At 40.7% G+C, this 25076-nt stretch carries 22 protein-coding genes; 9 read left to right on the top strand and 13 right to left on the bottom strand.

The features are described from left to right. Positions 1-19 precede the first annotated feature (19 nt). The 4 genes from astD to DCO44_RS13310 form a co-directional block, all read right to left on the bottom strand. Entirely contained in the window at positions 20-1489 is a 1470-nt protein-coding gene (astD, locus tag DCO44_RS13325) for a succinylglutamate-semialdehyde dehydrogenase (RefSeq protein ID WP_116762687.1), read from the bottom strand. Continuing rightward, positions 1489-2520 (bottom strand): arginine N-succinyltransferase, encoded by a 1032-nt coding sequence (gene astA / locus DCO44_RS13320; RefSeq protein ID WP_116762684.1) that lies wholly within the window; start codon positions 2518-2520, stop codon positions 1489-1491. The genes astD and astA overlap by 1 nt, the downstream gene beginning before the upstream one ends. Before the next feature lie 13 nt (positions 2521-2533). After that, a complete protein-coding gene (locus DCO44_RS13315; protein WP_116762682.1) occupies positions 2534-3751 on the bottom strand; it encodes a bifunctional succinylornithine transaminase/acetylornithine transaminase in 1218 nt (405 codons plus the stop codon). A gap of 71 nt (positions 3752-3822) precedes the next feature. Continuing rightward, positions 3823-5097, bottom strand: a complete 1275-nt coding sequence (locus DCO44_RS13310) for a Glu/Leu/Phe/Val family dehydrogenase (RefSeq protein WP_171304984.1) — start codon at positions 5095-5097, stop codon at positions 3823-3825. Between the two features lie 201 nt (positions 5098-5298). Between DCO44_RS13310 and DCO44_RS13305 the strand changes: the two genes are divergently transcribed. The 9 genes from DCO44_RS13305 (at position 5299) to DCO44_RS13265 (ending at position 14200) form a co-directional block, all read left to right on the top strand. Next, the gene (locus tag DCO44_RS13305) at positions 5299-5721 is read left to right on the top strand and encodes an Lrp/AsnC family transcriptional regulator (protein WP_116762678.1); all 423 of its coding nucleotides are present in this window, start codon (positions 5299-5301) and stop codon (positions 5719-5721) included. Positions 5722-6045: 324 nt separating this feature from the next. Beyond that, positions 6046-7167 (top strand): bifunctional 3,4-dihydroxy-2-butanone-4-phosphate synthase/GTP cyclohydrolase II, encoded by a 1122-nt coding sequence (gene ribBA, locus DCO44_RS13300; protein WP_116762676.1) that lies wholly within the window; start codon positions 6046-6048, stop codon positions 7165-7167. Positions 7168-7178: 11 nt separating this feature from the next. Further along, positions 7179-7649, top strand: coding sequence for a 6,7-dimethyl-8-ribityllumazine synthase (ribE, locus tag DCO44_RS13295; RefSeq protein ID WP_016165653.1), 471 nt, complete (start codon positions 7179-7181; stop codon positions 7647-7649). Positions 7650-7652: 3 nt separating this feature from the next. Continuing rightward, the gene (gene nusB, locus DCO44_RS13290) at positions 7653-8102 is read left to right on the top strand and encodes a transcription antitermination factor NusB (RefSeq protein ID WP_116762674.1); all 450 of its coding nucleotides are present in this window, start codon (positions 7653-7655) and stop codon (positions 8100-8102) included. 17 nt (positions 8103-8119) lie between these two features. Continuing rightward, on the top strand, positions 8120-9037 hold the full coding sequence (gene thiL / locus DCO44_RS13285; protein WP_116762672.1) for a thiamine-phosphate kinase: 918 nt from the start codon (positions 8120-8122) through the stop codon (positions 9035-9037). After that, positions 8988-9539 (top strand): phosphatidylglycerophosphatase A, encoded by a 552-nt coding sequence (locus DCO44_RS13280; RefSeq protein ID WP_116762670.1) that lies wholly within the window; start codon positions 8988-8990, stop codon positions 9537-9539. Before thiL ends, DCO44_RS13280 begins: the two co-directional genes overlap by 50 nt. Before the next feature lie 21 nt (positions 9540-9560). Next, complete coding sequence (gene glmU, locus DCO44_RS13275; RefSeq protein WP_116762668.1) at positions 9561-10925, top strand: bifunctional UDP-N-acetylglucosamine diphosphorylase/glucosamine-1-phosphate N-acetyltransferase GlmU; 1365 nt, start codon at positions 9561-9563, stop codon at positions 10923-10925. A gap of 12 nt (positions 10926-10937) precedes the next feature. Then, positions 10938-12776 carry a glutamine--fructose-6-phosphate transaminase (isomerizing) gene (gene glmS / locus DCO44_RS13270; protein ID WP_116762666.1) on the top strand — a complete coding sequence of 613 codons (1839 nt, stop codon included), beginning with the start codon at positions 10938-10940 and terminating at the stop codon, positions 12774-12776. A 53-nt stretch (positions 12777-12829) separates the two neighbouring features. After that, on the top strand, positions 12830-14200 hold the full coding sequence (locus tag DCO44_RS13265; protein ID WP_116762664.1) for a phosphomannomutase CpsG: 1371 nt from the start codon (positions 12830-12832) through the stop codon (positions 14198-14200). A 46-nt stretch (positions 14201-14246) separates the two neighbouring features. Here the strand turns inward: DCO44_RS13265 and galE are convergent, their stop codons facing one another. The 9 genes from galE to DCO44_RS16770 all read right to left on the bottom strand — a co-directional run. Continuing rightward, positions 14247-15269 (bottom strand): UDP-glucose 4-epimerase GalE, encoded by a 1023-nt coding sequence (galE, locus tag DCO44_RS13260; RefSeq protein WP_116762662.1) that lies wholly within the window; start codon positions 15267-15269, stop codon positions 14247-14249. 96 nt (positions 15270-15365) lie between these two features. Next, positions 15366-17240 carry a polysaccharide biosynthesis protein gene (locus DCO44_RS13255; protein ID WP_116762660.1) on the bottom strand — a complete coding sequence of 625 codons (1875 nt, stop codon included), beginning with the start codon at positions 17238-17240 and terminating at the stop codon, positions 15366-15368. A gap of 1549 nt (positions 17241-18789) precedes the next feature. Next, the gene (locus tag DCO44_RS13250) at positions 18790-19974 is read right to left on the bottom strand and encodes a DegT/DnrJ/EryC1/StrS family aminotransferase (protein ID WP_116762658.1); all 1185 of its coding nucleotides are present in this window, start codon (positions 19972-19974) and stop codon (positions 18790-18792) included. Between the two features lie 11 nt (positions 19975-19985). Next, the gene (locus DCO44_RS13245; RefSeq protein ID WP_116762742.1) at positions 19986-20588 is read right to left on the bottom strand and encodes a GNAT family N-acetyltransferase; all 603 of its coding nucleotides are present in this window, start codon (positions 20586-20588) and stop codon (positions 19986-19988) included. Between the two features lie 4 nt (positions 20589-20592). Next, positions 20593-21633 (bottom strand): GNAT family N-acetyltransferase, encoded by a 1041-nt coding sequence (locus DCO44_RS13240; protein WP_116762656.1) that lies wholly within the window; start codon positions 21631-21633, stop codon positions 20593-20595. Next, positions 21623-22237 carry a sugar transferase gene (locus DCO44_RS13235; protein ID WP_116762654.1) on the bottom strand — a complete coding sequence of 205 codons (615 nt, stop codon included), beginning with the start codon at positions 22235-22237 and terminating at the stop codon, positions 21623-21625. The genes DCO44_RS13240 and DCO44_RS13235 overlap by 11 nt, the downstream gene beginning before the upstream one ends. A gap of 4 nt (positions 22238-22241) precedes the next feature. Beyond that, positions 22242-23375 (bottom strand): glycosyltransferase family 4 protein, encoded by a 1134-nt coding sequence (locus DCO44_RS13230; RefSeq protein WP_116762652.1) that lies wholly within the window; start codon positions 23373-23375, stop codon positions 22242-22244. Positions 23376-24012: 637 nt separating this feature from the next. Beyond that, complete coding sequence (locus DCO44_RS13225; RefSeq protein ID WP_116762650.1) at positions 24013-24888, bottom strand: glycosyltransferase family 2 protein; 876 nt, start codon at positions 24886-24888, stop codon at positions 24013-24015. Further along, positions 24878-25076 (bottom strand): hypothetical protein (locus DCO44_RS16770; RefSeq protein ID WP_213066322.1); only part of this gene is annotated, 199 nt, incomplete at its 5' end. The genes DCO44_RS13225 and DCO44_RS16770, both read right to left, overlap by 11 nt.

The following is a 25076-nucleotide window of genomic DNA, read 5'->3' as shown; positions in this document are numbered from 1 at the left end:
AAACTCCCTTTTTGTCGACTTACAGCACAATGCCTGGCGATAATTTTTCAGGTAGGCTTACCTGCTGACTTTCTAATGATGCCATTGGCCATGCGCAATAATCTGCCGCATAGAAGGCACTGGCACGATGATTCCCTGATGCACCAACACCACCAAATGGTGCGGCACTTGACGCGCCTGTTAATGGTTTATTCCAGTTCACAATGCCTGCACGCGCTTCAATCAATAAACGCTCGAACAGTTCACGATCTGGTGAAACTAAACCTACTGACAAACCAAAACGTGTTGCATTGGCAAGGGCTACAGCTTCATCAAAATGGTCATAACGATAAATGCAGCTCAATGGGCCAAAATATTCTTCATCTGGCACATTATTAATGCCTGTAACGTCCAATAAACCTGGACTTAACAAGCTGCTGTTGGCATCTGCTTGAGTCACAGGCAATAACACCTCAGCGCCCAAATCCACTAAACGTTGTTGCGCTTGTAAAATTTGCTGTGCAGCATGCAATGAAATCACGCCCCCCATAAACGGTTGTGGCTGTGCATCCCACTGACCCACCACCAAGTTACGGCTCACCTCAGCCAAACGTTGAATGAAGGCATCACCTACAGCACCATTTTTAATGATTAAACGGCGTGCACAGGTACAGCGCTGACCCGCTGAAATAAAGGCAGATTGGACGGTTAAGTTCACCACCGCATCAATATCGGTAATTTCATCGATAATCAGTGCATTATTACCGCCCATTTCCAGCGCCAAGATTTTCTCAGGTGCGCCCGCAAGCTGCTTGTGTAAGTGGTAACCCGTATTGGCACTGCCTGTGAACAACAAGCCATCAATCTCATGGGATTGAGCCAGTGCTTCGCCTGTGCTGCGACCACCTTGTACCAAGTTCAATACGCCTGCTGGTAAGCCTGCCTCATACCACAACTTCACGGTTTCTTCTGCTGTCCACGGCGTGAGTTCACTTGGTTTAAAAACAATGGTGTTGCCCGCGATTAAGGCTGGAACAATGTGACCATTCGGTAAGTGACCTGGGAAATTATATGGGCCAAATACAGCCAATACCCCATGTGGACGGTGACGCAAAGATGCTGCACCATCGGCCATTTCCGTTACGCTTTCGCCTGTACGTTCATGGTAAGCGCGAATCGAAATGGCCACTTTAGCAATCATCGATTGAACTTCGGTTAAGGTTTCCCAAATTGGCTTGCTGGTTTCACGGCTAATGACTGTCGCTAACTGTTGTTTATTTTGTTCTAGCAAGCTCGCAAAGCGATGAATCACCTCAATACGCTCTGCAAGTGGGCGACGTGCCCAAGCAGCAAAGGCAGCACGTGCCGACTGACAAGCCTGTTCCACTTGTTCAGCCGTAGCTTCTGCACCTTGCCAAATTACTTCTTGAGAAACTGGATCGAGTTTGTTCCATGCTGCACCCTGCGCTGGAGACCATGTCCCATTAATATATAAATTTCCTTGTGACATTATTTTGACTCCATCTTGTCTAAAGGCAACATACGAATACTTTGCCCCGCTTGTACGCCAAGCGCATAGGCTTGTTCAGCCGTTAAACTTAAGTTATCTGCATCCGCAGCATGTTGAATTAAAATTGCGCGATAATCGTGATAACGGTCATTCGCCACCAAATAACGGCCTGTCGCTTCTGGCAAACTGCTTACGATTTTCACGGCACAGGTCTGGCTTTCCTTGACTGCACGTAAGTTTTTCACTTCGGCTTCGAGGGTTGGCCCTGCATCAAAAATATCGACATACCCTTGATAGCGCAGACCTTCCGACTCTAAAACACGAGAAGCTGGAACCGTCTGAGGATGGACTTGCGCAATCACTTGCTGTGCTGCCAATGGCAATAAATCGGTATACACAGGGAAGCGAGGCATCAATTCCGCAATAAAGACTTTTTGCCCAATACCACTCAGGTAATCCGCCGTGGAGAAGTCCATATTGAAAAAGTGATAGCCCAAAGCATCCCAAAAGGGTGATCGACCATTTTCATCGGAATAACCACGCATTTCTGCAATCAGGGTATTTTGAAACGCCTGTTGAAATGCAGCGATAAACAGAAAACGGATTTTAGAAAGCAATTTTCCATTTTGATCTTTACGGTACTCAGGATCTAAAAACAGCGTGCACAGCTCACTACATCCCGTGTGGTCATTGCTTAAAAATAGGGTATTTAAAGCCTTATAAACATTCAGAGCCTGTGAAGCATGCACTTGCTTGCCCACATGAAAGTTATAAAATGGTTCTGTCAAACCCACCGCAACTTCAATCGCACTCACACCGACCACGCGCTGTAACTGGGTATCTTCTAAAACAAATAAATAACCTTGCTCATTTGGCGCAGCTTGACCTTGTAAGGTCTTTTGGGTGCGTGCAATTCGAGCCAGTAAGATCTCTTTATTTTGGGGTAAAGAAGTCAGACCTACGCCCGACTTCCCCGCCAGAATGAAGATGTCATCTAAATCTCGATGCTCTGCATGTCTAACAATCATCATCAGCGGTGACCTATCACGCGCCAACGAAACGTGCGAGCGCACGCTCAAAACGTTGTAAACCTGCTTCAATATCCGCTTCTGGAATAATTAAAGATGGCGTGAAACGCACGACATTTGGACCTGCAACCAATGCCAACAAGCCTTCTTCACCTGCAAGGGTGACGATATCTTTGGCTTTACCTGCATATTCCGCTTTCAGTACACAGCCAATCAATAAACCTTGACCGCGAACTTCTTCGAACAAGCCAAAACGTTCATTCAAACGCTTTAAACCTTCGGCAAAGATTTGCGCACGGGTACGTACACCATTCAATACTTCAGGGGTGTTGATAAAACCAAACACGGCATTTGCTACAGCAGATGCCAATGGATTACCGCCATAAGTCGTGCCGTGATCTCCCACCGCATACATATTCGCGTATTTATCTGTGGTAATCATGGCGCCAATTGGGAAACCACCACCGAGTGCTTTGGCTGTGGTTAAAATGTCTGGGGTCACTTCAGTGTTCATATAGGCATATAACGCCCCTGTACGACCCACGCCTGTTTGTACTTCATCAAAAATTAGTACAGCACCGTGTTGATCACACAGCTCACGTAAACCTTTTAAGAATTCAGGATTAGCAGTAATGACTCCACCCTCACCTTGAATCGGTTCAACAATCACTGCGCAAGTGTCGGCATCAATCGCTGCACGCGCTGCATCCAAATCATTAAATGGAAGATGCTGAATGCCTTCTGGTAAAGGTGCAAAATCTTGCGAGTATTTCGGTTGACCACCCGCCGATACGGTAAATAACGTACGGCCGTGGAAAGCATTTTTAAATGCAATAATCTTATTCTTGCGCGCAGAGCCTGAAAGTAGGCCCACTTTGCGCGCAAGTTTCAAAGCCGCTTCGTTGGCTTCTGCACCAGAGTTACAGAAGAACACTTTATCGGCGAAGGTACTTTCAACCAATTGTTTTGCTAGAGTCAGTACAGGTTCATTGGTATAACCGTTACCGATATGCCATAACTTCTGACCTTGTTCGACTAAGGCTTTGACTGCAACTGGATGTGCATGTCCAAGCGCATTCACCGCAATGCCCCCTGCAAAATCAATATATTCTTTACCTTGCTGATCCCACAAACGAGAACCTTCGCCACGCACAGGAATAAATTGAGCAGGTGCAAAAACAGGCACCATATACTGATTAAAATCTTGGCGATTAGGTTGGCTATTCTGGTTCATGGTCTGTTCTTCCTTAATAAATCTGATGTAGTTGTTACTTGAATGTGCCCCGAAGGGCACAAAACTTCCCCTTAACCAGGGAAAATTCCTCGTTCTTTACGTGCTTTCAAAATACGTTCACAAGCCAAAATGTACGCTGCGGTACGCAAGCTGCAATCTTTGTCATCTGCTGTATGCCAAACGTCTTCAACCGCTTTAATCATGAGCTTGTCTAAACGCTCATTAATTTCTTCTTCAGTCCAGAAGTAGCTTGCCATGTCTTGAACCCACTCGAAGTAACTCACGGTTACACCGCCTGCATTACACAGCACATCAGGAACAATCATGATTTGACGTTGTAAAAGAATATCTTCTGCATCTGGATAAGTTGGACCATTGGCACCTTCCAACACCAATTTGGCAGTCAATTTTTGCGCACGCTCAGGAGTAATCTGACCTTCTAACGCAGCCGGGATTAAAATATCCATCTCCACTGCCCAGAACGCTTCATCTTCAATTAACGTTGCATCAGGGAAACCTGCGACACCTTTATGAATCGCAACATAGTCTTGCAATTGCTTAACATTCATACCGTCTGCGTTGAAAATCGTGCCGGTATGGTCTTGCACACACACCACTTTCGCATTGGCTTTATGGAAGAGGTATGCGGCTTCGCTACCCACGTTACCAAAGCCTTGAACGGCAATACGGCTGCCTTCAAGTGCTAAGTTAATTTTCTTGGCAACTTCTAAACCTGTCACGAATACGCCGCGACCCGTTGCACGCACACGGCCCAATGAACCGCCTAAATGTACAGGTTTACCCGTCACTACACCTGTGACGGTATGACCTTTGATCGTGGAATAGGTATCCATCATCCAACCCATAATGTCCGCATTTGTGCCGACATCTGGTGCTGGAATATCGGTTTGTGGGCCAATGATTGGGCTAATTTCAGTGGTAAAACGACGCGTCAAGCGTTCAAGTTCACGTGGAGACAATTTCCGCGGATCTACTCGAATGCCACCTTTCGCACCGCCATACGGTAAGTTTAATACCGCAGTTTTAATGGTCATCCACGCTGAGAGGGCCATGACCTCATTCAGTTCTACATCTGGGTGGTAACGAATACCGCCCTTACCTGGTCCACGCGACAAATTGTGTTGTACACGGTAACCTTCGAAATGCTGAATAGAACCGTCGTCCATAACAATAGGTACATCGACAATAAGCGCACGCTTTGGACGCTTTAAAGTATTGATAAATGGGATTAAGTCTTCTTCAAGATAAGGTGCTACACGGTTAATCTGAGCAAGGTAGGTTTGCCATGCGCCACTATTTTCCATTTCATACGACAAAGACATTATTTTATCCTCTGAGAATTTAATTAATTCAATCCATTCAAAATAGGAAACACCCCATCTATTGGACACCGCCTCAGCTCGGTGCTGTTCCAACTGGAGTGTTACCCAGTACACATAGTATGAAAAATCAAAACGACTCTAAAAAGTTGTAATTTTGATTAAAATGCAATAAATTTTAGCAAAATGATAATTTGGAAAATCAAAGTGAATGATACTGACAGCCAAATTCTAGGTTTACTGCGTGACAATGCCCGTATGTCGATTACCGATATTGCCCACAAAGTGCGCGTTTCTCGAAATACTGTGCAGAAACGAATCGAATATTTAGAATCGAGTGGCATCATTACGGGCTATACCGTCCGCTTAAAACCGGGCAGTGAGAAAAACACCATTCGTGCTTGGATGAATATTATGGTCGAAGGCACCAAAACCAGTGCCGTCGTGAAAGAATTAAGAATTGATCCCTCGGTGCATACCCTGCATACCACCAATGGCAAATGGGATTTATTGGTTGAGCTGAAATCGGACAGTTTAGAAAGTTTTGATAAAACCCTAGAGCGCATTCGAACCATTTCTGGCATTTATAATACTGAAACCAGCATTTTACTTTCGACATATAAAGCATAAGTCATCCCGTCTTGGTGATTTCAAGTGAGGATCCTAAACACTTAGCAATCAAAACCATCCTGATCAATACCACTTCATTTGATAGAAAGGTGCAGTTCAACCCCGTTTTCTCGGAAATTTGAGCCGATTTTGACCCCATGAGTTTAACCGATTGTTCATTTTTAAATGGCACAACTCTTTTAAAGTCCCGCGTGGCTGTGTATAACAATCGACGTACAGAAAAGTAAAAGCATAGGCAAACTGTCTAAAAAAGCGTTAGACTATGCCACAATCAAAAATGCAAAGACTTTGGTCATTTGCAGACGAATAGAAAGGTGAAGATTGATGCCGCTCAATACCGTTGAAGAGCTCGTAGCAGATATCCGTGCAGGGAAAATGGTCATCCTGATGGATGATGAAGACCGTGAAAATGAAGGTGACTTGGTCATTGCGGCGACACACGTCCGCCCAGAAGACATTAACTTCATGATTACACATGCGCGTGGTTTGGTGTGCTTAACTTTAAGCCGTGAGCGCTGTCAGCAATTGAATTTACCTTTAATGGTCGATGCCAACGGTGCGCAACATGCCACCAACTTCACCCTGTCAATTGAAGCAGCCGAAGGGATTACCACAGGTATTTCCGCCGCTGAACGTGCACACACCATTCAAACAGCGGTTGCTGCACATGCCAAGCCTAGCGATATTGTGCAACCTGGACATATCTTCCCGCTGATGGCTCAACCCGGTGGCGTACTGCACCGTGCGGGACATACCGAAGCAGGCTGTGACCTTGCACGGATTTCAGGCTTAGAACCCGCTTCAGTGATTTGTGAAATCATTAAAGAAGACGGCACTATGGCCCGTCGCCCAGATTTAGAAATTTTCGCTGAAAAGCATGGTCTTAAAATGGGGACCATTGCTGACCTGATCCATTACCGCATGACCAATGAACAAACGGTCGAGCGTTTAGGTCAAGAAACCATCGACACTGAATATGGTACATTTGAACTGTTCCGTTATCGTGAAATTGGGAATCCAGATATTCATTTGGCTTTGGTTAAAGGTGAGCCAAAAGATGGCATCACTACAGTTCGTGTACATGGTTTTAATCCGACCCGTGACTTGCTTAAACTCAATAAGCAAGATGGCGAACCTGCTTGGAACCTAGACCGTGCATTAAAAGAAATTGCACAAAGTGATCGCGGTGTACTGGTCTGGATTGGTCAACGTCATCTACAAGACCTAGGTCCTGCATTAGACAGTTTAACAGCACCGAAGAAAACCAAATCCAGTGCAGCATTGTCTCAGCAATACCAAACCATTGGGGTGGGTGCACAAATTTTACGTGATTTAGGCGTTGAAAAAATGAAGCTGCTCAGTTCGCCGCTACGTTTCAATGCATTATCAGGTTTTAATCTTGAAGTGGTAGAATATGTCACTGCTCAACAAACATTAACGAAATAATCGAGGTTGCTATGGCGATTCGCCGAATTGAAGGTTTATTACATCTCGCGAGCGAAGGCCGTTACGCGATTTTAGTGGGTCGTTTCAATAGCTTTGTGGTTGAACACCTGCTAGAAGGTGCAATTGATACATTGAAACGTCATGGTGTATCAGAGGATAATATCACTGTTGTTCATGCACCAGGTGCATGGGAACTGCCAGTGGTTGCAAAAAAACTGGCAGCTTCTGATCGCTTTGATGCCATCATCGCACTAGGTGCAGTCATTCGTGGCAGCACGCCACACTTTGACTTTGTTGCAGGTGAATGTGCCAAAGGCTTAGGCGTTGTAGGCTTAGACACTGGCTTACCAGTGATTAATGGTGTATTGACTACGGACAGCATTGAACAAGCGATTGAACGCTCTGGAACAAAAGCAGGTAATAAAGGTAGTGAAGCTGCCCTTACTGCAATTGAAATGGTTAACTTGTTAAAGGCTATTTAAAGCATGTCGCAAACACTTCAAGCCGCTTATGCTGCAAAACGTAAAGCACGTCGTTTTGCTGTACAAGGCATTTATGAATGGCAAATGAGCCGCAACCCAGTGCATGAAATTGAAGCACGTACGCGTGTTGAAAATGCCATGCATAAAGTGGACCTAAGCTATTATCATGAATTGCTGACTCAAGTGGTTGCCAATCATGACGCTTTGGATGCGCTTCTTATTCCTGTGCTAGATCGCCAAATCGAAGCATTAGACGGTGTTGAACTTGCAACACTACGTTTAGGTGCTTACGAATTGAAAGAACATCTTGAAATCCCGTATCGCGTGGTTTTAGATGAAGCGATTGAGCTTGCGAAACACTTTGGTGGCGCAGACAGTCATAAATACATCAATGGTGTATTGGACCGTTTAGCCAACAGCCTTCGTGCAGCAGAAAAGCAACAAGCACAATAAGACGTGTAGTAAGTAGTATGGCTGAGTTTTCAATTATTGAGACCTATTTTAATCGAGCGCATAACTATTCGGTTGATTTAGGCGTCGGCGATGACTCAGCCCTACTTACCCCTCCTCCGCAGCAACAATTGGTGATCTGCACAGACACCTTGATTGCAGGACGACATTTTCCTCTCGATACTCCCGCTCATGCGATTGGCTGGAAATCGGTTGCCGTGAATCTTTCTGATATCGCTGCAATGGGTGCCAAACCGCACAGCATCTTATTGGCATTGAGCCTACCCCAAATTGATCATGACTGGCTAAAAGACTTTAGTCAGGGACTCTATGATTGCTGCGATCAATTTGGCGTAAGCTTAATTGGTGGTGATACCACCCAAAGTCCGCATCTCACCATTTCGGTCACCGCATTGGGTTGGGTCGACACAGGGCAAGCGGTAAAACGCTCAGGTGCTCAAGTGGGTGACTACGTTTGCGTCAGTGGTCAAGTCGGTGATGCAGCCTATGGACTTCAACATCCAAATCACGCCTTAAAGCAACGTTTAGATTACCCGACCCCACGCTGCCAGCTTGGACAGCAGCTCAAAGGCGTGGCCTCTGCCATGATAGATGTCTCAGATGGACTGGCACAGGATCTTGGACATATTCTCAAAGCATCGCAGGTCGGTGCTCGACTACAATTGGAACAGCTTCCTATCGATGTCAGTCTGCAACATTTAACACAAGTACAACAATGGCAATACGCACTGGCAGGTGGCGATGACTACGAGTTATGCTTTACAATCAGTCCGCAAAATTACCAACGGCTTTTACAACAACAATTAGATGTAAAAATTACGGTAATTGGAACCATTACAACATCAACAGGGCTTACATTTGAAAAAGATGGCAAAGATCATCCGCTTCAATTTCAAGGGTATCAACACTTTGCATAAACCTCCAATTCAGTTTAACCATATGTCTTGGTCGAACCGCTGTATTGTCTTTTGTGGTGTCGGTTTTGGCTCTGGTTTATTACCCAAAGCACCAGGAACATTTGGTTCGGCTTTTGCCCTGCTTTTTATTCCATTGTGGTTGAATTTAGGCTTTCTCAACTCCATATACGCCATCATCTTCATGTCGCTGATCGGCATCTATATTTGTGGTCAAACTGCCAAAATAATGGGTGTGCATGATGATGGACGCATTGTCTGGGATGAATTTGCAGGTCAATCCATTACCTTATTGCCACTGATCTATTTCGGACAAATGAGTGTCTTCTCTGCATTGATCGGTTTCTTGCTGTTTCGCCTGTTTGATGTGTGGAAGCCATGGCCGATTCGCGTCATTGACCGCCAAGTCCACGGCGGATTTGGCATTATGCTCGATGACATTATTGCGGGGCTTTGGGCAGCGCTCTGTATTTTTATATACCTCAATAATATTTCTCTGGCTTAAAGTCAGCTTGTAAGGTGTGTTATGACAACTTCTGTGATTATTCTTGCTGCAGGTAAAGGAACCCGAATGCGTTCCCAACTCCCTAAAGTATTACAACCTTTAGCAGGACGCCCCTTACTTGGACATGTGATTGAAACAGCAAAGCAACTCAATGCCGAGCACATCATCACCATCTATGGGCATGGGGGTGAACAAGTACAACAACACTTTAACCATGAACATATACAATGGGTAGAACAAGCGGAACAACTGGGTACGGGTCATGCCGTCCAAATGACCTTACCTGTACTGCCACAAGACGGCATTTCTCTGATTCTGTCTGGTGATGTCCCGTGTATCACACCTACAACATTACAAAAACTGCTCGATGCTTCACGTGAAACAGGGATTGGTCTGGTCACCTTAACGCTTGACGATGCCACAGGCTATGGACGCATTGTGCGTAAAGATGGCCAAATTCAAGCCATTGTTGAGCACAAAGATGCCAACCAACAACAACACCAGATTCGTGAAATCAATACAGGCATCTATTGCGTAAGCAATGCTAAGTTGCATCAATGGTTACCACAACTCACCAACAACAATGCTCAGGGCGAATATTACCTTACCGACATTGTTGCGATGGCACTGGCCGATGGTCTTGAGGTCGCTTCCGTTGAGCCTGAAGTGGCATTTGAAGTGGAAGGTGTAAATGATCGCATTCAACTTGCGGCATTAGAACGCCAATTTCAAAACTTCCAAGCCAGAACATTAATGCAGCAAGGCGTGCATTTGATTGACCCGAGTCGTTTTGATTTACGTGGCAAACTGAAAGTTGGTCAAGATGTGCGGATCGATATTAACGTGATCATTGAAGGTGATTGTGAATTTGGTGATTCTGTTGAAATTGGCGCAGGTTGCGTAATTAAAAACACCAAAATTGCCGCAGGCACCAAGGTACAGCCATATAGCATTTTCGATCAAGCCATTGTTGGTGAAGATACCCAAATTGGACCTTTTGCGCGTTTACGTCCAGGCGCGAAACTCGCCAATGAAGTCCATATTGGGAATTTTGTTGAAGTGAAAAACTCAAGTATTGGTCTAGGTTCTAAAGCCAATCATTTTACTTATTTAGGCGATGCCGAAATTGGTGAAAATTCAAATATTGGCGCAGGAACCATTACCTGTAATTATGACGGTGCCAACAAATTCAAAACCATTATTGGTGACGCTGCCTTTATTGGCTCGAACAGTTCACTGGTTGCCCCTGTACGCATTGGTCATGGTGCCACTGTCGGCGCTGGTTCGGTGATTACTCGTGATGTTGAAGATCACAACTTAGCCTTTGAACGTTCAAAGCAGATAGTCAAAGAAAACTATCAACGTCCACAAAAATTGAAGAAATAAGAGGATATTCCTATGTGTGGTATTGTCGGTGGCGTTGCAGAACGTAGTATTACCAATATTTTAATTGAAGGTTTAAAGCGACTGGAATATCGTGGTTATGATTCGGCAGGCTTAGCGCTGGTAAATCATGATGCGATTTTACGTGAACGTCGTGTCGGTAAAGTTGCCAACCTTGAACAAGCTGTAAATGAATCACTGGTCTCAGGTTCACTTGGAATTGCGCATACCCGTTGGGCAACCCATGGGAAACCGACTGAAAATAATGCCCATCCGCATGTCTCAGGTCAGGTCGCTATCGTACATAACGGTATTATCGAAAACTATCAAGAATTGAAAGATGATCTTGAAGCCTTGGGTTATATCTTTACTTCGCAAACAGATACCGAAGTCGTAGCGCATCTGGTACATGATGCCTTAAAATCGACCTCTAGCCTGTTAGAAGCCGTACAAAGTGTGGTTCCTCAGCTTAAAGGTGCGTATGCACTGGGAATTATTCACACAGATTATCCTGATGAACTGATTACGGTACGTGAAGGCTCACCACTGGTGATTGGTGTGGGTATTGGTGAAAACTTCATTAGCTCGGATCAGTTGGCTTTATTGCCAATTACCAACCGTTTTATTTACCTTGAAGAAGGCGATATTGCCCGCTTAACACGCGACAAAATTGAAGTATTTGTGAATGGGCAATTGGTACAACGTCCTATCAAAGAACTGGATGCAACGGTCAGCAATGCCTCGAAAGGTGAATTCAAGCATTACATGCTGAAAGAAATCTACGAACAGCCTGAAGCATTGCAACAAACCATTTCTCAAGCCTTAGATGGCAATGCCTTACGTGCAGACTTCTTAGAACATGCTGAAGCGGATTTTGCGAACATCCAACAAGTGCAAATCCTGGCTTGTGGGACCAGTTACCATGCCGGCATGATTGCCAAATACTGGTTTGAACAGCTCATTGATGTGCCTTGTCAGGTTGAAATTGCCAGTGAGTTCCGTTATCGCACCCCTGTGATTGTGAATAACACACTTTACTTGTGTATTTCGCAATCAGGTGAAACCGCAGATACTTTAGCTGCATTACGCGATACCCAAAAACGTGCCGCAACAAAGAACATCAATATTGTCACTATGGCGATTTGTAATGTGGCCACTTCATCAATGATCCGTGAGACCAGCCACAGTTTATTGACCTTGGCAGGCCCTGAAATTGGAGTTGCTTCGACCAAAGCCTTCACCACGCAATTGGCCGCATTGATGTTACTGATTTTAAAAATTGGTCAAATCAAGCAAACCATTTCAGAACATCAAATTCAAAGCATTGCAGCAGAATTATGGCACTTGCCTAAGGTTGTTCTGGATACCCTGCAAAATAACGTGGCTATTTTGCGACTTTCAGAATTGTTTGTAGAAAAACAACACTGCTTATTCCTTGGTCGCGGCACTCACTTCCCGATTGCCTTGGAAGGCGCGCTTAAACTGAAAGAAATTTCTTATATTCACGCTGAAGGTTATGCTGCCGGCGAACTTAAGCATGGCCCATTGGCTTTGGTTGACAATGACATGCCTGTGGTTATTCTTGCACCACAAGATGACATGTTGGATAAATTAAAATCCAATATGGAAGAAGTTCAAGCACGTGGTGGAGAGTTGTTTGTGTTTGCAGATGAGCACAGCGGTATTCAAAGTAAAGAACGCCAACACGTAGTGAGTGTGCCGAGTATCAGTGCAACCTTGGCGCCAATCGTGTATAGCGTGCCGGTGCAACTACTGTCTTATCATGTTGCAGTATTACGTGGTACCGATGTAGACCAACCTCGAAACTTAGCCAAAAGTGTTACTGTAGAATAAAACCAAAGGCTCGAATATCGGGCCTTTTTTATACAATGATCAAGAGTTAAAAAATGACCACCCTGACCTGTTTTAAAGCATACGATATTCGAGGCAAACTCGGCACAGAATTGAATGAAGAGATTGCCTATAAAATTGGCCGTGCCTATGGGCAAATCTATCAACCTAAAACAGTGGTAATTGGTTGCGATATCCGTCTGAGCAGCGAAGGCTTAAAACAAGCCACCATCCAAGGGCTCATCGATGCTGGTGTCAATGTTCTTGATTTGGGTATGACTGGAACTGAAGAGGTTTATTTCGGTGCCTTCCATCTTGATGTACAAGGAGGTATTGAAATCACGGCCAGTCACAATCCGATGGATTATAATGGCATGAAACTGGTACGTGAAAATGCACGTCCAATCAGTGCTGACACAGGTTTGAAAGACATTCAAGCGCTTGCTGAATTGGGCACATTTAAAACCGTTGAGCACAAAGGTACAGTCGAAAGTTATAATATTCTGCCTGAATTTATCGACCATCTCCTCACCTACATTCACCCTGAAAAAATTCGTCCACTCAAACTGGTGGTCAATGCGGGCAATGGTGCAGCAGGACATGTGATTGATGCACTAGAGCAAAAGTTCAATCAACTGCAAGTTCCCGTAGAATTTATCAAAATTCATCATGAAGCCGATGGCACATTCCCAAATGGTATTCCAAATCCGATTTTAGTTGAAAATCGTGATAGCACTCGTCATGCAGTACTAGAACATCAGGCAGATATGGGCATTGCTTGGGATGGTGACTTTGACCGCTGTTTCCTCTTTGATGAAAAAGGGCAATTCATTGAAGGCTATTATATTGTCGGCTTACTGGCACAAGCCTTCCTGTTAAAACAAGCCAATGAAAAAATTGTGCATGATCCACGTTTGGTCTGGAATACTTTAGATATTGTTAATCAATATCAAGGTATTACCGTACAGTCTAAATCAGGTCACGCCTTTATTAAAGATGTTATGCGCGAACATAATGCGGTTTATGGCGGGGAAATGAGTGCCCATCACTATTTCCGTGATTTTGCTTATTGCGATAGCGGCATGATCCCATGGTTACTGGCGATTAGCGTTTTATCTGAAACACAGCAATCTTTATCTAGCTTGGTTGAAGATATGATCACCAAGTTTCCATGTAGTGGTGAAATCAACTTTAAAGTTGCGGATACTCAAGCCACCATTCAAAAACTGTTTGACCATTTTGCCGATCAGAATCCTGAGATTGATCGCACCGATGGGGTAAGCTTAGATTTTGGCACTTGGCGCTTTAACGTACGTGCATCCAATACAGAACCTTTGCTTCGCCTGAATATTGAAAGTCGTTTGGATCAAAATCCGAAGCCGATGCAAACTTACGTGCATGAATTAACGCAATTGATTCAAAACTAAAATAAAAAAGGGAGCCTTGGCTCCCTTTTTAAATCAAAACGATGTATTAATCTTTTGCATAGCCTTGCGGATTTTGCTTCTGCCAGTTCCAACTATCCGCGAGCATATCCTGAAGACCATATTGCGGCTGCCAGTTCAATTCTGTCACTGCACGAGTATTATCTGCGAATGAGGTGGCAACATCCCCCTCACGTCGTGGTGCAAATTCAAATGCAATCGCAATCCCATTGACTTGCTCAAAGGTATTTTTAATTTGCAAAACTGAGGCACCTTGCCCCGTACCAATATTCCATGCCCGACAGCCTGTCGCGGATAAGCGATTATTTAAGGCACAAAGATGTGCATTGGCTAAATCCACCACATGGATATAATCACGAACGCCTGTACCATCAACGGTATCGTAATCTTGACCAAAAATAGATAATTTTTCACGACGCCCAACGGCCACCTGCGTCACATAAGGCATCAAATTATTCGGAATTCCTTGTGGATCTTCACCAATGCGACCACTTTTATGCGCGCCTACAGGGTTAAAGTAACGCAACAAAGCAATTGACCAACGCTCATCTGCAACACTTAGCTTTTGTAGCATTTGTTCAACAATCAGTTTGGTATAACCATAATTGTTGGATGGCATACCCGTCGGCATCTTTTCATTCAATGGTGAAACATTTGCCTCATCATAAACGGTCGCAGAAGAACTAAATACCAGCTTAAATACGCCCGCACGTTCCATGGCTTTGACCAAATTCAGACTCCCTGAAATGTTATTATCAAAATAAGTCAAAGGAATCTGCTGGCTTTCACCTACTGCTTTTAAGCCGGCGAAATGAATTACCGCATCAATCGCATGCTGTGCAAAGACTTGATCAAGCATTTCGCCATCTCGAATATCTGCCTCAATAAAATCGAGAGATTTTCCAGATAGTTGTTGTACCCGCGTTAAGGATTCAACCGAACTATTTGAGAGATTATCCAAAACCACAACGTCATGACCCGCGGTTAATAACTCAACACAGGTATGTGAGCCGATATAACCTGCTCCACCTGTGACTAAAATTTTAGCCATATTTTTTCCTTGCAAAACTTTCAGTAAGCCCTAAATTAAGCTATCAAATGAATCCTGTAATATCGAAATTATACTCATCAAGCAAATCTCTATAATTTAGTTAATTATAACTTGATTACCCCGTTTATACCCATCGACATAATGCTCAAGTTGAGTCAACAACCAATCTATATCTGGTTTTGCTGCATCCATTTGATTTATTCTATCAAAGACTATTAGTATTTCTTGTAAGGGATAATCTTTTTCAAAAGAACGGCGAATCCGCGCATGCTCTGTATACTCTGTATTCTCTTGGTCAATCAACAGTTCCTCATACAGTTTCTCTCCTGGACGTAAGCCACTATAGATGATTTCAATATCACCACTCAACGACCCTGTTTCTCGCACAGTGAAACCACTTAGTTTAATCATTTGTCGTGCCAAATTCTGAATGCATACAGGTTCCCCCATATCCAATAAGAAGACATCTCCACCTTGCCCCAGTGCACCCGCCTGAATCACCAATTGCGAGGCTTCAGGAATTGTCATAAAGTAACGAGTAACTTCTGGATGAGTCACCGTAATGGGGCCCCCTTTGGCAATTTGCTGTTTAAATAAAGGGACTACTGAACCTGAAGACCCTAAAACATTACCAAATCGAACAATACTGATATGTGTATTTTGCTGTATTGCAGCGACAGATTGACAATATAGCTCTGCCATCCGCTTCGAAGCCCCCATCACATTGGTTGGTCGAACTGCTTTATCTGTCGAAATTAATACAAATGTTTCTACCCCTTTTTTTACTGCTGCATTGAGACTACATGCCGTACCAATCGCATTATTTTTCAATCCAGCAAGCGGATTACATTCAACTAGAGGCACATGCTTGTATGCTGCTGCATGGTAAACCGTTTGAACACCATACTGTTCAATCTCATACTCTAATTTGGCTTGATTCCGCACAGAACCCAAAACAGGAATGATTGTCACATCACAGCTCGAGTGTAATTCTTGATCAATGTTATACAGTGCGAATTCGTTCAGTTCATAAAGAACTAGCGCTTTCGGCTTATTCTTAACAATTTGACGACATAATTCAGAGCCAATAGACCCACCTGCACCTGTCACCATCACAACTTTATTTTCAATATTCTTGGTCAATAAATGCGAAATCGGAGGAATAGGATCACGCCCTAACAAATCAATAATATCCACTTCCTGAATATCAGAAACTGTAATTTCACCATGAACCAACTGGGTCAAACCCGGTAGTGCCGTAATTTTTAAATTACAAGGTTCAAGCTCATGAATAATCTCTGCTTTTCTTACACGCTCCACTGAAGGAAGTGCCAATAAAATTTCGTCGATTCTATCTTTTTTCAACCGTTGTAATGCTTGAGCAACTGGATAAACAGGTATGCTGCCAATAATTCTTCCTTGTAAGGATGGATCATCATCAATAAAGAATACAGGTAGATACTGACCTGAACATTTAAGTGCCGCCTCAATTTGCTGGCCGGCTGCACCTGCACCATAAATTGCAACTCTTTTACTGCCAATTTCAGCACAATATGAGGCTCTAACTAAAAAACGAATATATACCCGACTCAACCAGACCCATGTAAACATCATAAATCCGAATATAAATGGGACAGACATCGGTACAAATGTTGCAGTACTTGAACGCAGTACATATAAGGCTATCATCGTCATCGCGACAGCAAGTGCTAACTTCCATATTAGGATTTCTTCAAAAGTATGGACAATAAAACGATAAACTCCTGTGATCATCAAACTTAAGACTGCAATAAAACTGATCAAGAGAATGCCATATGTCGCATCTGAAATAATTGGAGTTTCAGGATCAAATAAACGAATCACATAGCACAACCATAAAATTACAGGGAAAGCCAATAAGTCCAAAAAACTTAAAAAAATTTGCTTATATATTCTTGGTTGTGCAGCAAATTGATGGATTATATTTTTCACAATGATGATCCTCTTTACAGGATTGCATCTTTATCTTTGTGCCCATTTTTATATCAATAAAAATGCATGTTGAAATGGCATATGCTCATGGGGACTTTATATTGTCCTTACATGGTTTAACTTTTTATTGCATCAATCGCCTGCACAATCTTCTTAATGGCATTCACAGTTTTTACATCTCTCTCTTCACTTAAGGAGATATGTACCAAGAACATTAATTTTTTCACTTAGATATTGAGCGTTCACTAAGCACACTTTAAGTCTCAAAGCAGACCTTCTAGATCAAGCAAACGAATGGCATAGCACAACTATAAAATCACCATAAATGTAAATAAATCCCCAAAAATTGGTAAATTTGATAAATTAATATTTGTTTTTAATTAAATTGAGATATCTATCAAAAAATAGAATTATTTTATTAAATTAATCAGAGATTAATGAAAAAGCATGACAAATTACAACTTTGAGTTCTAAACAACTTTAAAACAATTACAATCCGGACAACGACTCACTGGTTAAACTTTTACTCTGAAGTCTCGGATTAAAGAGCGGACTGAAACGGTCTTAAATGCAGAAATTTAAAAATATCTGGACGTAAATCCTAAAAATCAATTGTAGAAAGGGCTATGCTCGCAAGACCAAAAGATTCTGGTTCATTTAAACTGGAAGTCCTACGCGGACGGACGAGCAAGTTTGAGCCACAACCCATTAAGAAAAATTAAATTATTTGAAGAAATCGGCAGTAAAGTTAGCTCCCTATTTATACCTGACAAACCATCGGAATATTTCGATAGCATATTGTCCGTATGTATGGGTAATCCCAGTAAAAATAACATTGACTCTAGAGAGTATTCTCCACAGAGAATCTCTCTAAATTCTTAAAATATTCTTGTTGAAATGCTGTCAGACTTAACTCACTATTTTCAGAGTGTTGTCTGATTCGATTGTAGTAAATCTCAATATATACAAACTAGATATCATTGGTTCGTTTGCAAGTAGACAATACGCTGCCGTGTACCACATGAACTTTTGATGCATGAATGAAACTTTTAGTTACTGTCATCCCAACAGTCTCTACGCATAAATATTATTTTAATTCAGCCACTTGTGTAATAGCACTCTAAAATTACAATACAGTCTCGTAAGCTTGAGAAGCACAGCTTCACAAGCTCATAAGCATTACACCTGATAGAGTTTCCTAGCGAACCGTTGCATAATGAAATAAATCACATACCAAGTGATAGTTTATGTGTGAGCTAGTTTTCCAACCACGAATACGATGACTAAATTAATTCAATATTACCCATGAGTACAACTCACCTTCTTTAACTCAAATAGAGGCAATATTTATTGTCCAAATAGTAGTGACTAAATAACTGGAAATAGGCGATTCAATAAAATTCGCGTTATAAGCAAACGATGATTTGAATCGATTTGCATGACTGGAACAATAATACTGCCCAAGATAGCCGTCTAAGATTTCTAAAATTTACATTATTTTTAGAAGGACTATGTATCCAATCTTTTGTCGAGGATCACCTTAATTGGTTTAATTTTTTATTGCATTCATCATCTGTATAACCTGCTGAATAGCATTCACAGTTTTTGTCAGACTATCTTCTGTTAAGGTCGGATGTACCAAAAACATTAAACTGGTTTCACCTAATTGTTGAGCGTTCACTAAGCGTGTTTTGGGTCTCCAAATAGTACCTTCAAATGCTTTTTCTAAATAAACTTCTGAACAAGAGCCAATAAAACAGGGCACACCTTGTGCATTTATTTCATTCAAAATACGGTCACGTGACCAACCTGCCGGTAATTGTTCAATATTCACCTGTACATAGCACTTATAGTTGGCATGTACATAATCTTGGTTTGGATAATGTACGGAGAAATAACGACTATTTTGAAATACAGCCAATATACGCTGCGCATTCTGTGTACGTTTTTTTGTCCATATTGGCATTTTTTTCAGTTGCATACGCCCGAGCACGGCCTGCATTTCCATCATGCGCCAATTGGTTCCAAAAGAGTCATGTACCCAATGGAAACCAGGTGGGTGTTGTTTATGGTAAATGCTGTCATAATTTTTACCATGGTCTTTATAAGACCACATTTTTTTCCATAAGCTCTCGTTATTGGTGGTAACCATCCCTCCTTCACCACCAGTGCTCATAATTTTGTCCTGACAGAAAGACCATGCCCCAATATGACCAATCGAACCCGCTGATTTTCCTTTATATTGTGCACCATGTGCTTGAGCACAATCTTCAATGACAAATAACCCTTTTTCTTCTGCCAACTGCATGATTGGATCCATATCACACATCCAGCCCGCTAAATGTACACAAATAATGGCTTTGGTATTCGGAGTTAATACTGCTTCAATGGTCTTTCGAGAAATATTCTGAGAATCCAGCTCAACATCTGCAAAAATAGGATTAGCACCTGCTGTAACAATACAGCTTGCAGATGCAAGAAAGGTTCTGGATGTAACAATTACATCATCACCAGCACCAATATTTAAAGCTTTTAAAGCAACGTCAAGTGCTACCGTACCATTCGCTAGTGCTACGGCATATTTAGTTTGAGAAAATTGCGCAAATTCTTTCTCAAACTCTCGACATTCTTTTCCAGTCCAATAGTTCACTTTATTTGTAAGAAGCAGATCTTTAACAGCATCTGCCTCTTCTACTGTGAAGCTTGGCCATGGTTCAAATGTAGTATTTAGCATGATTTTTTTCCCTAAATATAATCTTGGGAATTGATATTAGGTGTGGTATCTACAGGACATACCGCATGAATAAACTCAGCTACATTAGGTAGAGCATCAAATTCATGCTTAAGAATTGCTATATCGTATACATCATGCCATTCTCCCTTACGAAAAATCGCTTCACGTTGTCGACCTTCAATCTTCCAACCACATTTTTTAACATAAGCCCCCATACTTGGCCCATTGAAGTCTAAAACTGGACCATATAAACGTCTGAGTCCGACATTGTAAAATGCCCATGCCATGGTTAACATAATGACTTCTGTACCAAAGCCTTTTTTATTTTTTTCGGGTAAGATTTTTATTGGCATATTCGCTGACTGATTATGCCAATCAATGTCCCACAACCCCGTGATACCAATTGCGTCATTCGTTTCATTATCTACAATAATTAAGCGATAATTTGAACTATTTGTATTTGACTGAATCCAATTATTTTGGGAAAAAACAGATACAGGAAAAGACCATCCTGTTACATTTCCAGCCACAAAAGGATCATTCATCAATTTTTGTAATAAAATATCATCGTGTAACTCAATTGGTCTAAGAGACACATTTTTAGATGTAATCATGACATTATTTCCCATTTGGTTTCCGATAAAGCGGAAAGTATTCTGTTAACTGTCCAACCCTGCCATTTTTATTTAACAATTTGAGATAAATATCAGAGTTCACGACAATACGATGCGTTTTAAATACATGTTCATTCGAACTGAATCCTTTTTTATACTCATATAATGAATCCAAACTTGCCCCAAAACCTCCGCCAAAATGCAAAATACTGTATCTCTTTTCACGCCCCCAGGCTCTTGCGATGTGTATAATCAGCTTAGCAGGTTGTAAATTTCGATAAGCATCAAGAGTACCGCCTAAATGATATTGGATAATTTTACTTTCTTGGCAATAGGTAAAGATTGAAGCAGCAATCGGTGTTTCATTATCATAAGCAGTAATTAATAAAATTCTGCCTTTTAGATTTTTGGCTAACGCTATAAAATATAAATCATCAAATAAATAAAAGTCTGATGCATTTACATGCTTCATAGTTTCAATGTAAATTTTAGAAAAGATTAAAGCATTATTTTCATTGAGTTCTTCAATCTTTGTATATATAGACTGTTTTAATGCCTTTTTAATGCCTCGTTGATGTCTAAGTTGAGTTTCAGACCAATGTTCTTCTTCTGTTTTACTCAAATCTGAAGATAATGTTGGCCCATGCTCAACGATAGTGCCAGATTTACTATTCCATCCAATATTTAAAATTGGATGTAATCGAATAAACCAAGAAACACAATTCTGCTCTTTTAAAAAATTAATTGCATTTTGTAATAACTGATCAATCTCTTGATTTGTTAATACACTATCTCCTAATGGACCACCATAACCATATGGCGAGGTTGCATCCCAAAATATACTATCTATTTTCCTAATAATTAAAGGAAAAAGTAACTCATTATTACCAAACTTAATCATTAAGCCTTTAGCCTGACCATCATCTATGACTGCTGAAGATTTAAGCCAGCCACTTAAATGATAAATATCAAAATTAAATTTCTTTACTGCAGTGTCCCATTCATCATCAACATCGACTAAAGAACATTTCACATTAGAATCCATTTTTATCACCCTGTTTATCCCCTGTAAATTTAGGCATAGAGTGACCTGATTCATCATTTACATTTTCTTTAATTAGAACAACTTTGATCGTTTTCAGCATGATTTTGAAATCCAGCCAAATGGATTGATTTTCAACATACCAAATATCAAGCTTCAATTTTTCATCCCAACTAATGGCATTACGCCCATTCACTTGTGCATGACCTGTCATGCCGGGGCGCACATGATGCCGCTTGGCTTGTTCTTCATTATAAAGTGGTAAATATTCCATCAGTAACGGACGTGGGCCGACTATACTCATGTCACCTTTAATCACATTCCATAATTCAGGTAATTCATCCAAACTGCTAGATCGTAACATTCGCCCAAAGGGTGTTAATCGTTTAATATCTGGTAAAGGGTTCCCTTGGGCATCGATAGCATCATGCATACTTCTAAATTTAATCATTTCAAAAGGTTTGCCATGTAAACCTGGACGAACCTGACGGAACAAGACAGGAGTGCCTAAATTCTTTTTCACCTTATATGCAACATATAAATATAATGGCGACAGTAAAGTGAGCGCAAAAGAAGCAATCACAATATCTAGGAAGCGTTTTATCATTTTTTCAGACTCCTAAAATATTTTGTAATCGTTGATTTACTTTTTCAACATCAAATTTATCGATTGCAATTTTGTGGCTTTCATCTCCCATAAATCGAATCTGTTTAGGATTCTCAATGAAATAAATCATATATTCAGCTAAAGTTTTGGAATCCCACCTTGGAATAATGAAACCATTCCGATTTTGAATTACAGTTTCTCGGCAACCTGGAACATCTGTAGTAATAATTGCACGACCTATTGCCATGGCTTCTTGTGTGCTCCGAGGTACACCTTCACGATAAGAGGGCAATACAAATACATGACTATTCGTGATCCAGTCTTTTACATTATTCACTTGACCTCGATACTCAACAACACACGAAGCAATCAAATCATCCAACTCTGCTTGTTGTAGTGCGCCAATATTAAAAGTATCTATTTGTCCAAGAATCGTAAACTGTGTTTTAGGATATTGTTTTTTCACCAATTTAGCGGCTTGAACAAACTCATGTATTCCTTTTTCTTTAAGCAACCGACCAATGAATAAAAATTTAATAGGAAGTGAAATATCATCAACGGGTTGATATGGATATTCTTGTAAATCTAAACCTATTCCACCTAGGATCACTACATTTTTTACTTTTATAGAATATGTTTCCAATAAATCTTTAGGGTCGTCTGGATTTAAGAAAATAAGTTGATCCAGCATTGGCAATGCCATTTTGTAGAGAAAAACCTGAATATATCGGATAAATTTAGTTTTATGGCTTAGACCCTCTGGCTGCTCTGTAAAAGTGTAACCCAGACCCTCAAGCATACCGATTACGCGAGGAACTTTTGCTAGTTTCGCAGCTAGAGTCCCAAAAATGACCGGCTTAGCAAAATATGAAAAGACCACATCAGGATTTATATGCTTTATTTTTTTTAAAAGTTGATAAGTTGCGACAATATCTGCCAGTGGATTTAATCCACCACGGTTTAAAGTATATGTAACTGGAATAGCACCTAGTTGTTCTATTTTATTTATATCTGCTGCATTGTATTGAGATGTAAAAGCATAGATTCGATGCCCCTGCTTTAAGAGGCTACGGATTAAATCTGCACGAAAATCATAAATGCTAGATGCTATCGTGCCAATAAACACTATCGTACTCATAATTTTTCAGCTTTTTTAATTGTTTTAAAAAATTATTCTTCCTGTATTTAAGTGACAAACATAGAACATTTTTCTAATAATGTGTTCCAATTGTCTCTTTTACATCTCTAATTAAAATACTTTTTTTGATCTGTGTCTTTTAAATAATTATCTATTTTGTTGCAAAAAGTTTTAAAAATTAAAGTTCCCCCAAGTCACAAAATCCAAGATATAACTTAGTCATAAAGTCTATCTAAATTTTGCAAATTTATTCAGAATGGTAAATGAGCATACATCTCATACAACTTTGAGCAAAGTTAGCAACTCTTTGTAAAAAATTAAAATTTCTAATATATGCATTAAAAAGTATTGAATTTCGATAGCAGACTAAACTGATTTACCCCTTACCCAGCATTAGGTTCGACGTACTGCAAGCTTTGTAAGTCAAAGCACATAAAATTCTAGCGACTGATTTGGGGCTGATTGTAAACTCATCAATTACGAGCGCAATAATTTTTAGACTCAGGTGATCCATCAAAAAATATATTGATGAATAGCTCTTCAATAATGTCTTGCTACAATCAAACTACTTGTATTCATTTGCATTTTATTGTGGTTATTGAAGTAGCTTATCTACAAAATTAACTTTTATAAGCTCCTACTTTCTATTCACAACCAAATTTAATAATTCTTGCATTTCCTTTGCATCATCATCAGATAAATCCCGATTTCTTCTCTTCGAAAGATTCTGCCCCAAGCCCAAAAAACCAATTGTATAAATAAAAAAATATTTCAACTTAAAATAAATAAAATTATATATCTTATTATTCATTTGATAATAATTTCTTATTTTATGTTCATCTGAACATGTTTTCAAAAGATTATCGATAGAGATATTTCCAAATTCACGATAAAAAAGCAGTAAATCTGGAAGAATTGCTATTTTTAAATCATTTTTACCATATGCACGACACCACAGCTCAAAATCTTCAGCACGAGGATAGTCTAAACTATATAAATTTCTTAAATACCATTCTTTTCTAGCCATCACAGTTGGATGAGCTATATGAAACTTAAAAGGTTTAGATATTTCAGTAATAAGTGAATTAACACTTCTGAATCCACAGACTCTATTCTGATCATCTATAGAGACCAAACCCGTAGAAACAAGATCAACTTGATCATTTTCTAAAAGATATTTTAATTGTATTTCCAAGCGACTGGGATGCATAATATCATCCGCATCCATCCTTGCTATAAATTTACCTTCAGATTCCTTTATTAATTGATTTAGACGAGTGGGTAATTTCTTATTTTCACCATCACAGAGCACTTTAATCCGTCGATCATTACATGCAAACTCTTTAGCAATCTTCAGGGAATTATCTGTGGATCCATCATCCACAAGAATTAACTCCCAATTTGTATATGATTGACAAAGTACAGACTGAATGGCAAAAGCCAAGAACTTTTCAGCATTATAAAATGGAATACCTACACTAATAGTAGGTGTATTTTCAGATTCATTTATCATAGAAATAAAAACCAATGTAAATTAGAATCAAGATCAAAACATAATGAATTTTTATTTTTTCCTTAACAAAAGGTGAATAAAATAACGGTGAAATTAGTAATGGAATAACACACCATGAAAATAATCCCCAACGATCTGAAAATGGCAGTTGAAACGCCATAAAAAATATAACACTTGCAATAATATAA

Origin of the sequence: Acinetobacter sp. AM (assembly GCF_003105055.1) — a bacterium.
Classification (GTDB): domain Bacteria; phylum Pseudomonadota; class Gammaproteobacteria; order Pseudomonadales; family Moraxellaceae; genus Acinetobacter; species Acinetobacter tibetensis.
Note: the sequence above shows the minus strand (reverse complement) of the source record. Positions and strands in the feature narration are given on the sequence as shown.

What these genes read in the sequence shown, in the direction of transcription:
- DCO44_RS13225 (WP_116762650.1), bottom strand. Translation starts at nt 24,888, where the DNA reads ATGATAAATGAATCTGAAAATACACCTACTATTAGTGTAGGTATTCCA.
- DCO44_RS13265 (WP_116762664.1), top strand. Translation starts at nt 12,830, where the DNA reads ATGACCACCCTGACCTGTTTTAAAGCATACGATATTCGAGGCAAACTC.
- DCO44_RS13240 (WP_116762656.1), bottom strand. Translation starts at nt 21,633, where the DNA reads ATGGATTCTAATGTGAAATGTTCTTTAGTCGATGTTGATGATGAATGG.
- ribE (WP_016165653.1), top strand. Translation starts at nt 7,179, where the DNA reads ATGGCGATTCGCCGAATTGAAGGTTTATTACATCTCGCGAGCGAAGGC.
- DCO44_RS13235 (WP_116762654.1), bottom strand. Translation starts at nt 22,237, where the DNA reads ATGATAAAACGCTTCCTAGATATTGTGATTGCTTCTTTTGCGCTCACT.
- thiL (WP_116762672.1), top strand. Translation starts at nt 8,120, where the DNA reads ATGGCTGAGTTTTCAATTATTGAGACCTATTTTAATCGAGCGCATAAC.
- DCO44_RS13280 (WP_116762670.1), top strand. Translation starts at nt 8,988, where the DNA reads ATGGCAAAGATCATCCGCTTCAATTTCAAGGGTATCAACACTTTGCAT.
- DCO44_RS13250 (WP_116762658.1), bottom strand. Translation starts at nt 19,974, where the DNA reads ATGCTAAATACTACATTTGAACCATGGCCAAGCTTCACAGTAGAAGAG.
- ribBA (WP_116762676.1), top strand. Translation starts at nt 6,046, where the DNA reads ATGCCGCTCAATACCGTTGAAGAGCTCGTAGCAGATATCCGTGCAGGG.
- DCO44_RS13230 (WP_116762652.1), bottom strand. Translation starts at nt 23,375, where the DNA reads ATGAGTACGATAGTGTTTATTGGCACGATAGCATCTAGCATTTATGAT.
- glmS (WP_116762666.1), top strand. Translation starts at nt 10,938, where the DNA reads ATGTGTGGTATTGTCGGTGGCGTTGCAGAACGTAGTATTACCAATATT.
- DCO44_RS13315 (WP_116762682.1), bottom strand. Translation starts at nt 3,751, where the DNA reads ATGAACCAGAATAGCCAACCTAATCGCCAAGATTTTAATCAGTATATG.
- galE (WP_116762662.1), bottom strand. Translation starts at nt 15,269, where the DNA reads ATGGCTAAAATTTTAGTCACAGGTGGAGCAGGTTATATCGGCTCACAT.
- nusB (WP_116762674.1), top strand. Translation starts at nt 7,653, where the DNA reads ATGTCGCAAACACTTCAAGCCGCTTATGCTGCAAAACGTAAAGCACGT.
- astA (WP_116762684.1), bottom strand. Translation starts at nt 2,520, where the DNA reads ATGATGATTGTTAGACATGCAGAGCATCGAGATTTAGATGACATCTTC.
- astD (WP_116762687.1), bottom strand. Translation starts at nt 1,489, where the DNA reads ATGTCACAAGGAAATTTATATATTAATGGGACATGGTCTCCAGCGCAG.
- DCO44_RS13245 (WP_116762742.1), bottom strand. Translation starts at nt 20,588, where the DNA reads ATGATTACATCTAAAAATGTGTCTCTTAGACCAATTGAGTTACACGAT.
- glmU (WP_116762668.1), top strand. Translation starts at nt 9,561, where the DNA reads ATGACAACTTCTGTGATTATTCTTGCTGCAGGTAAAGGAACCCGAATG.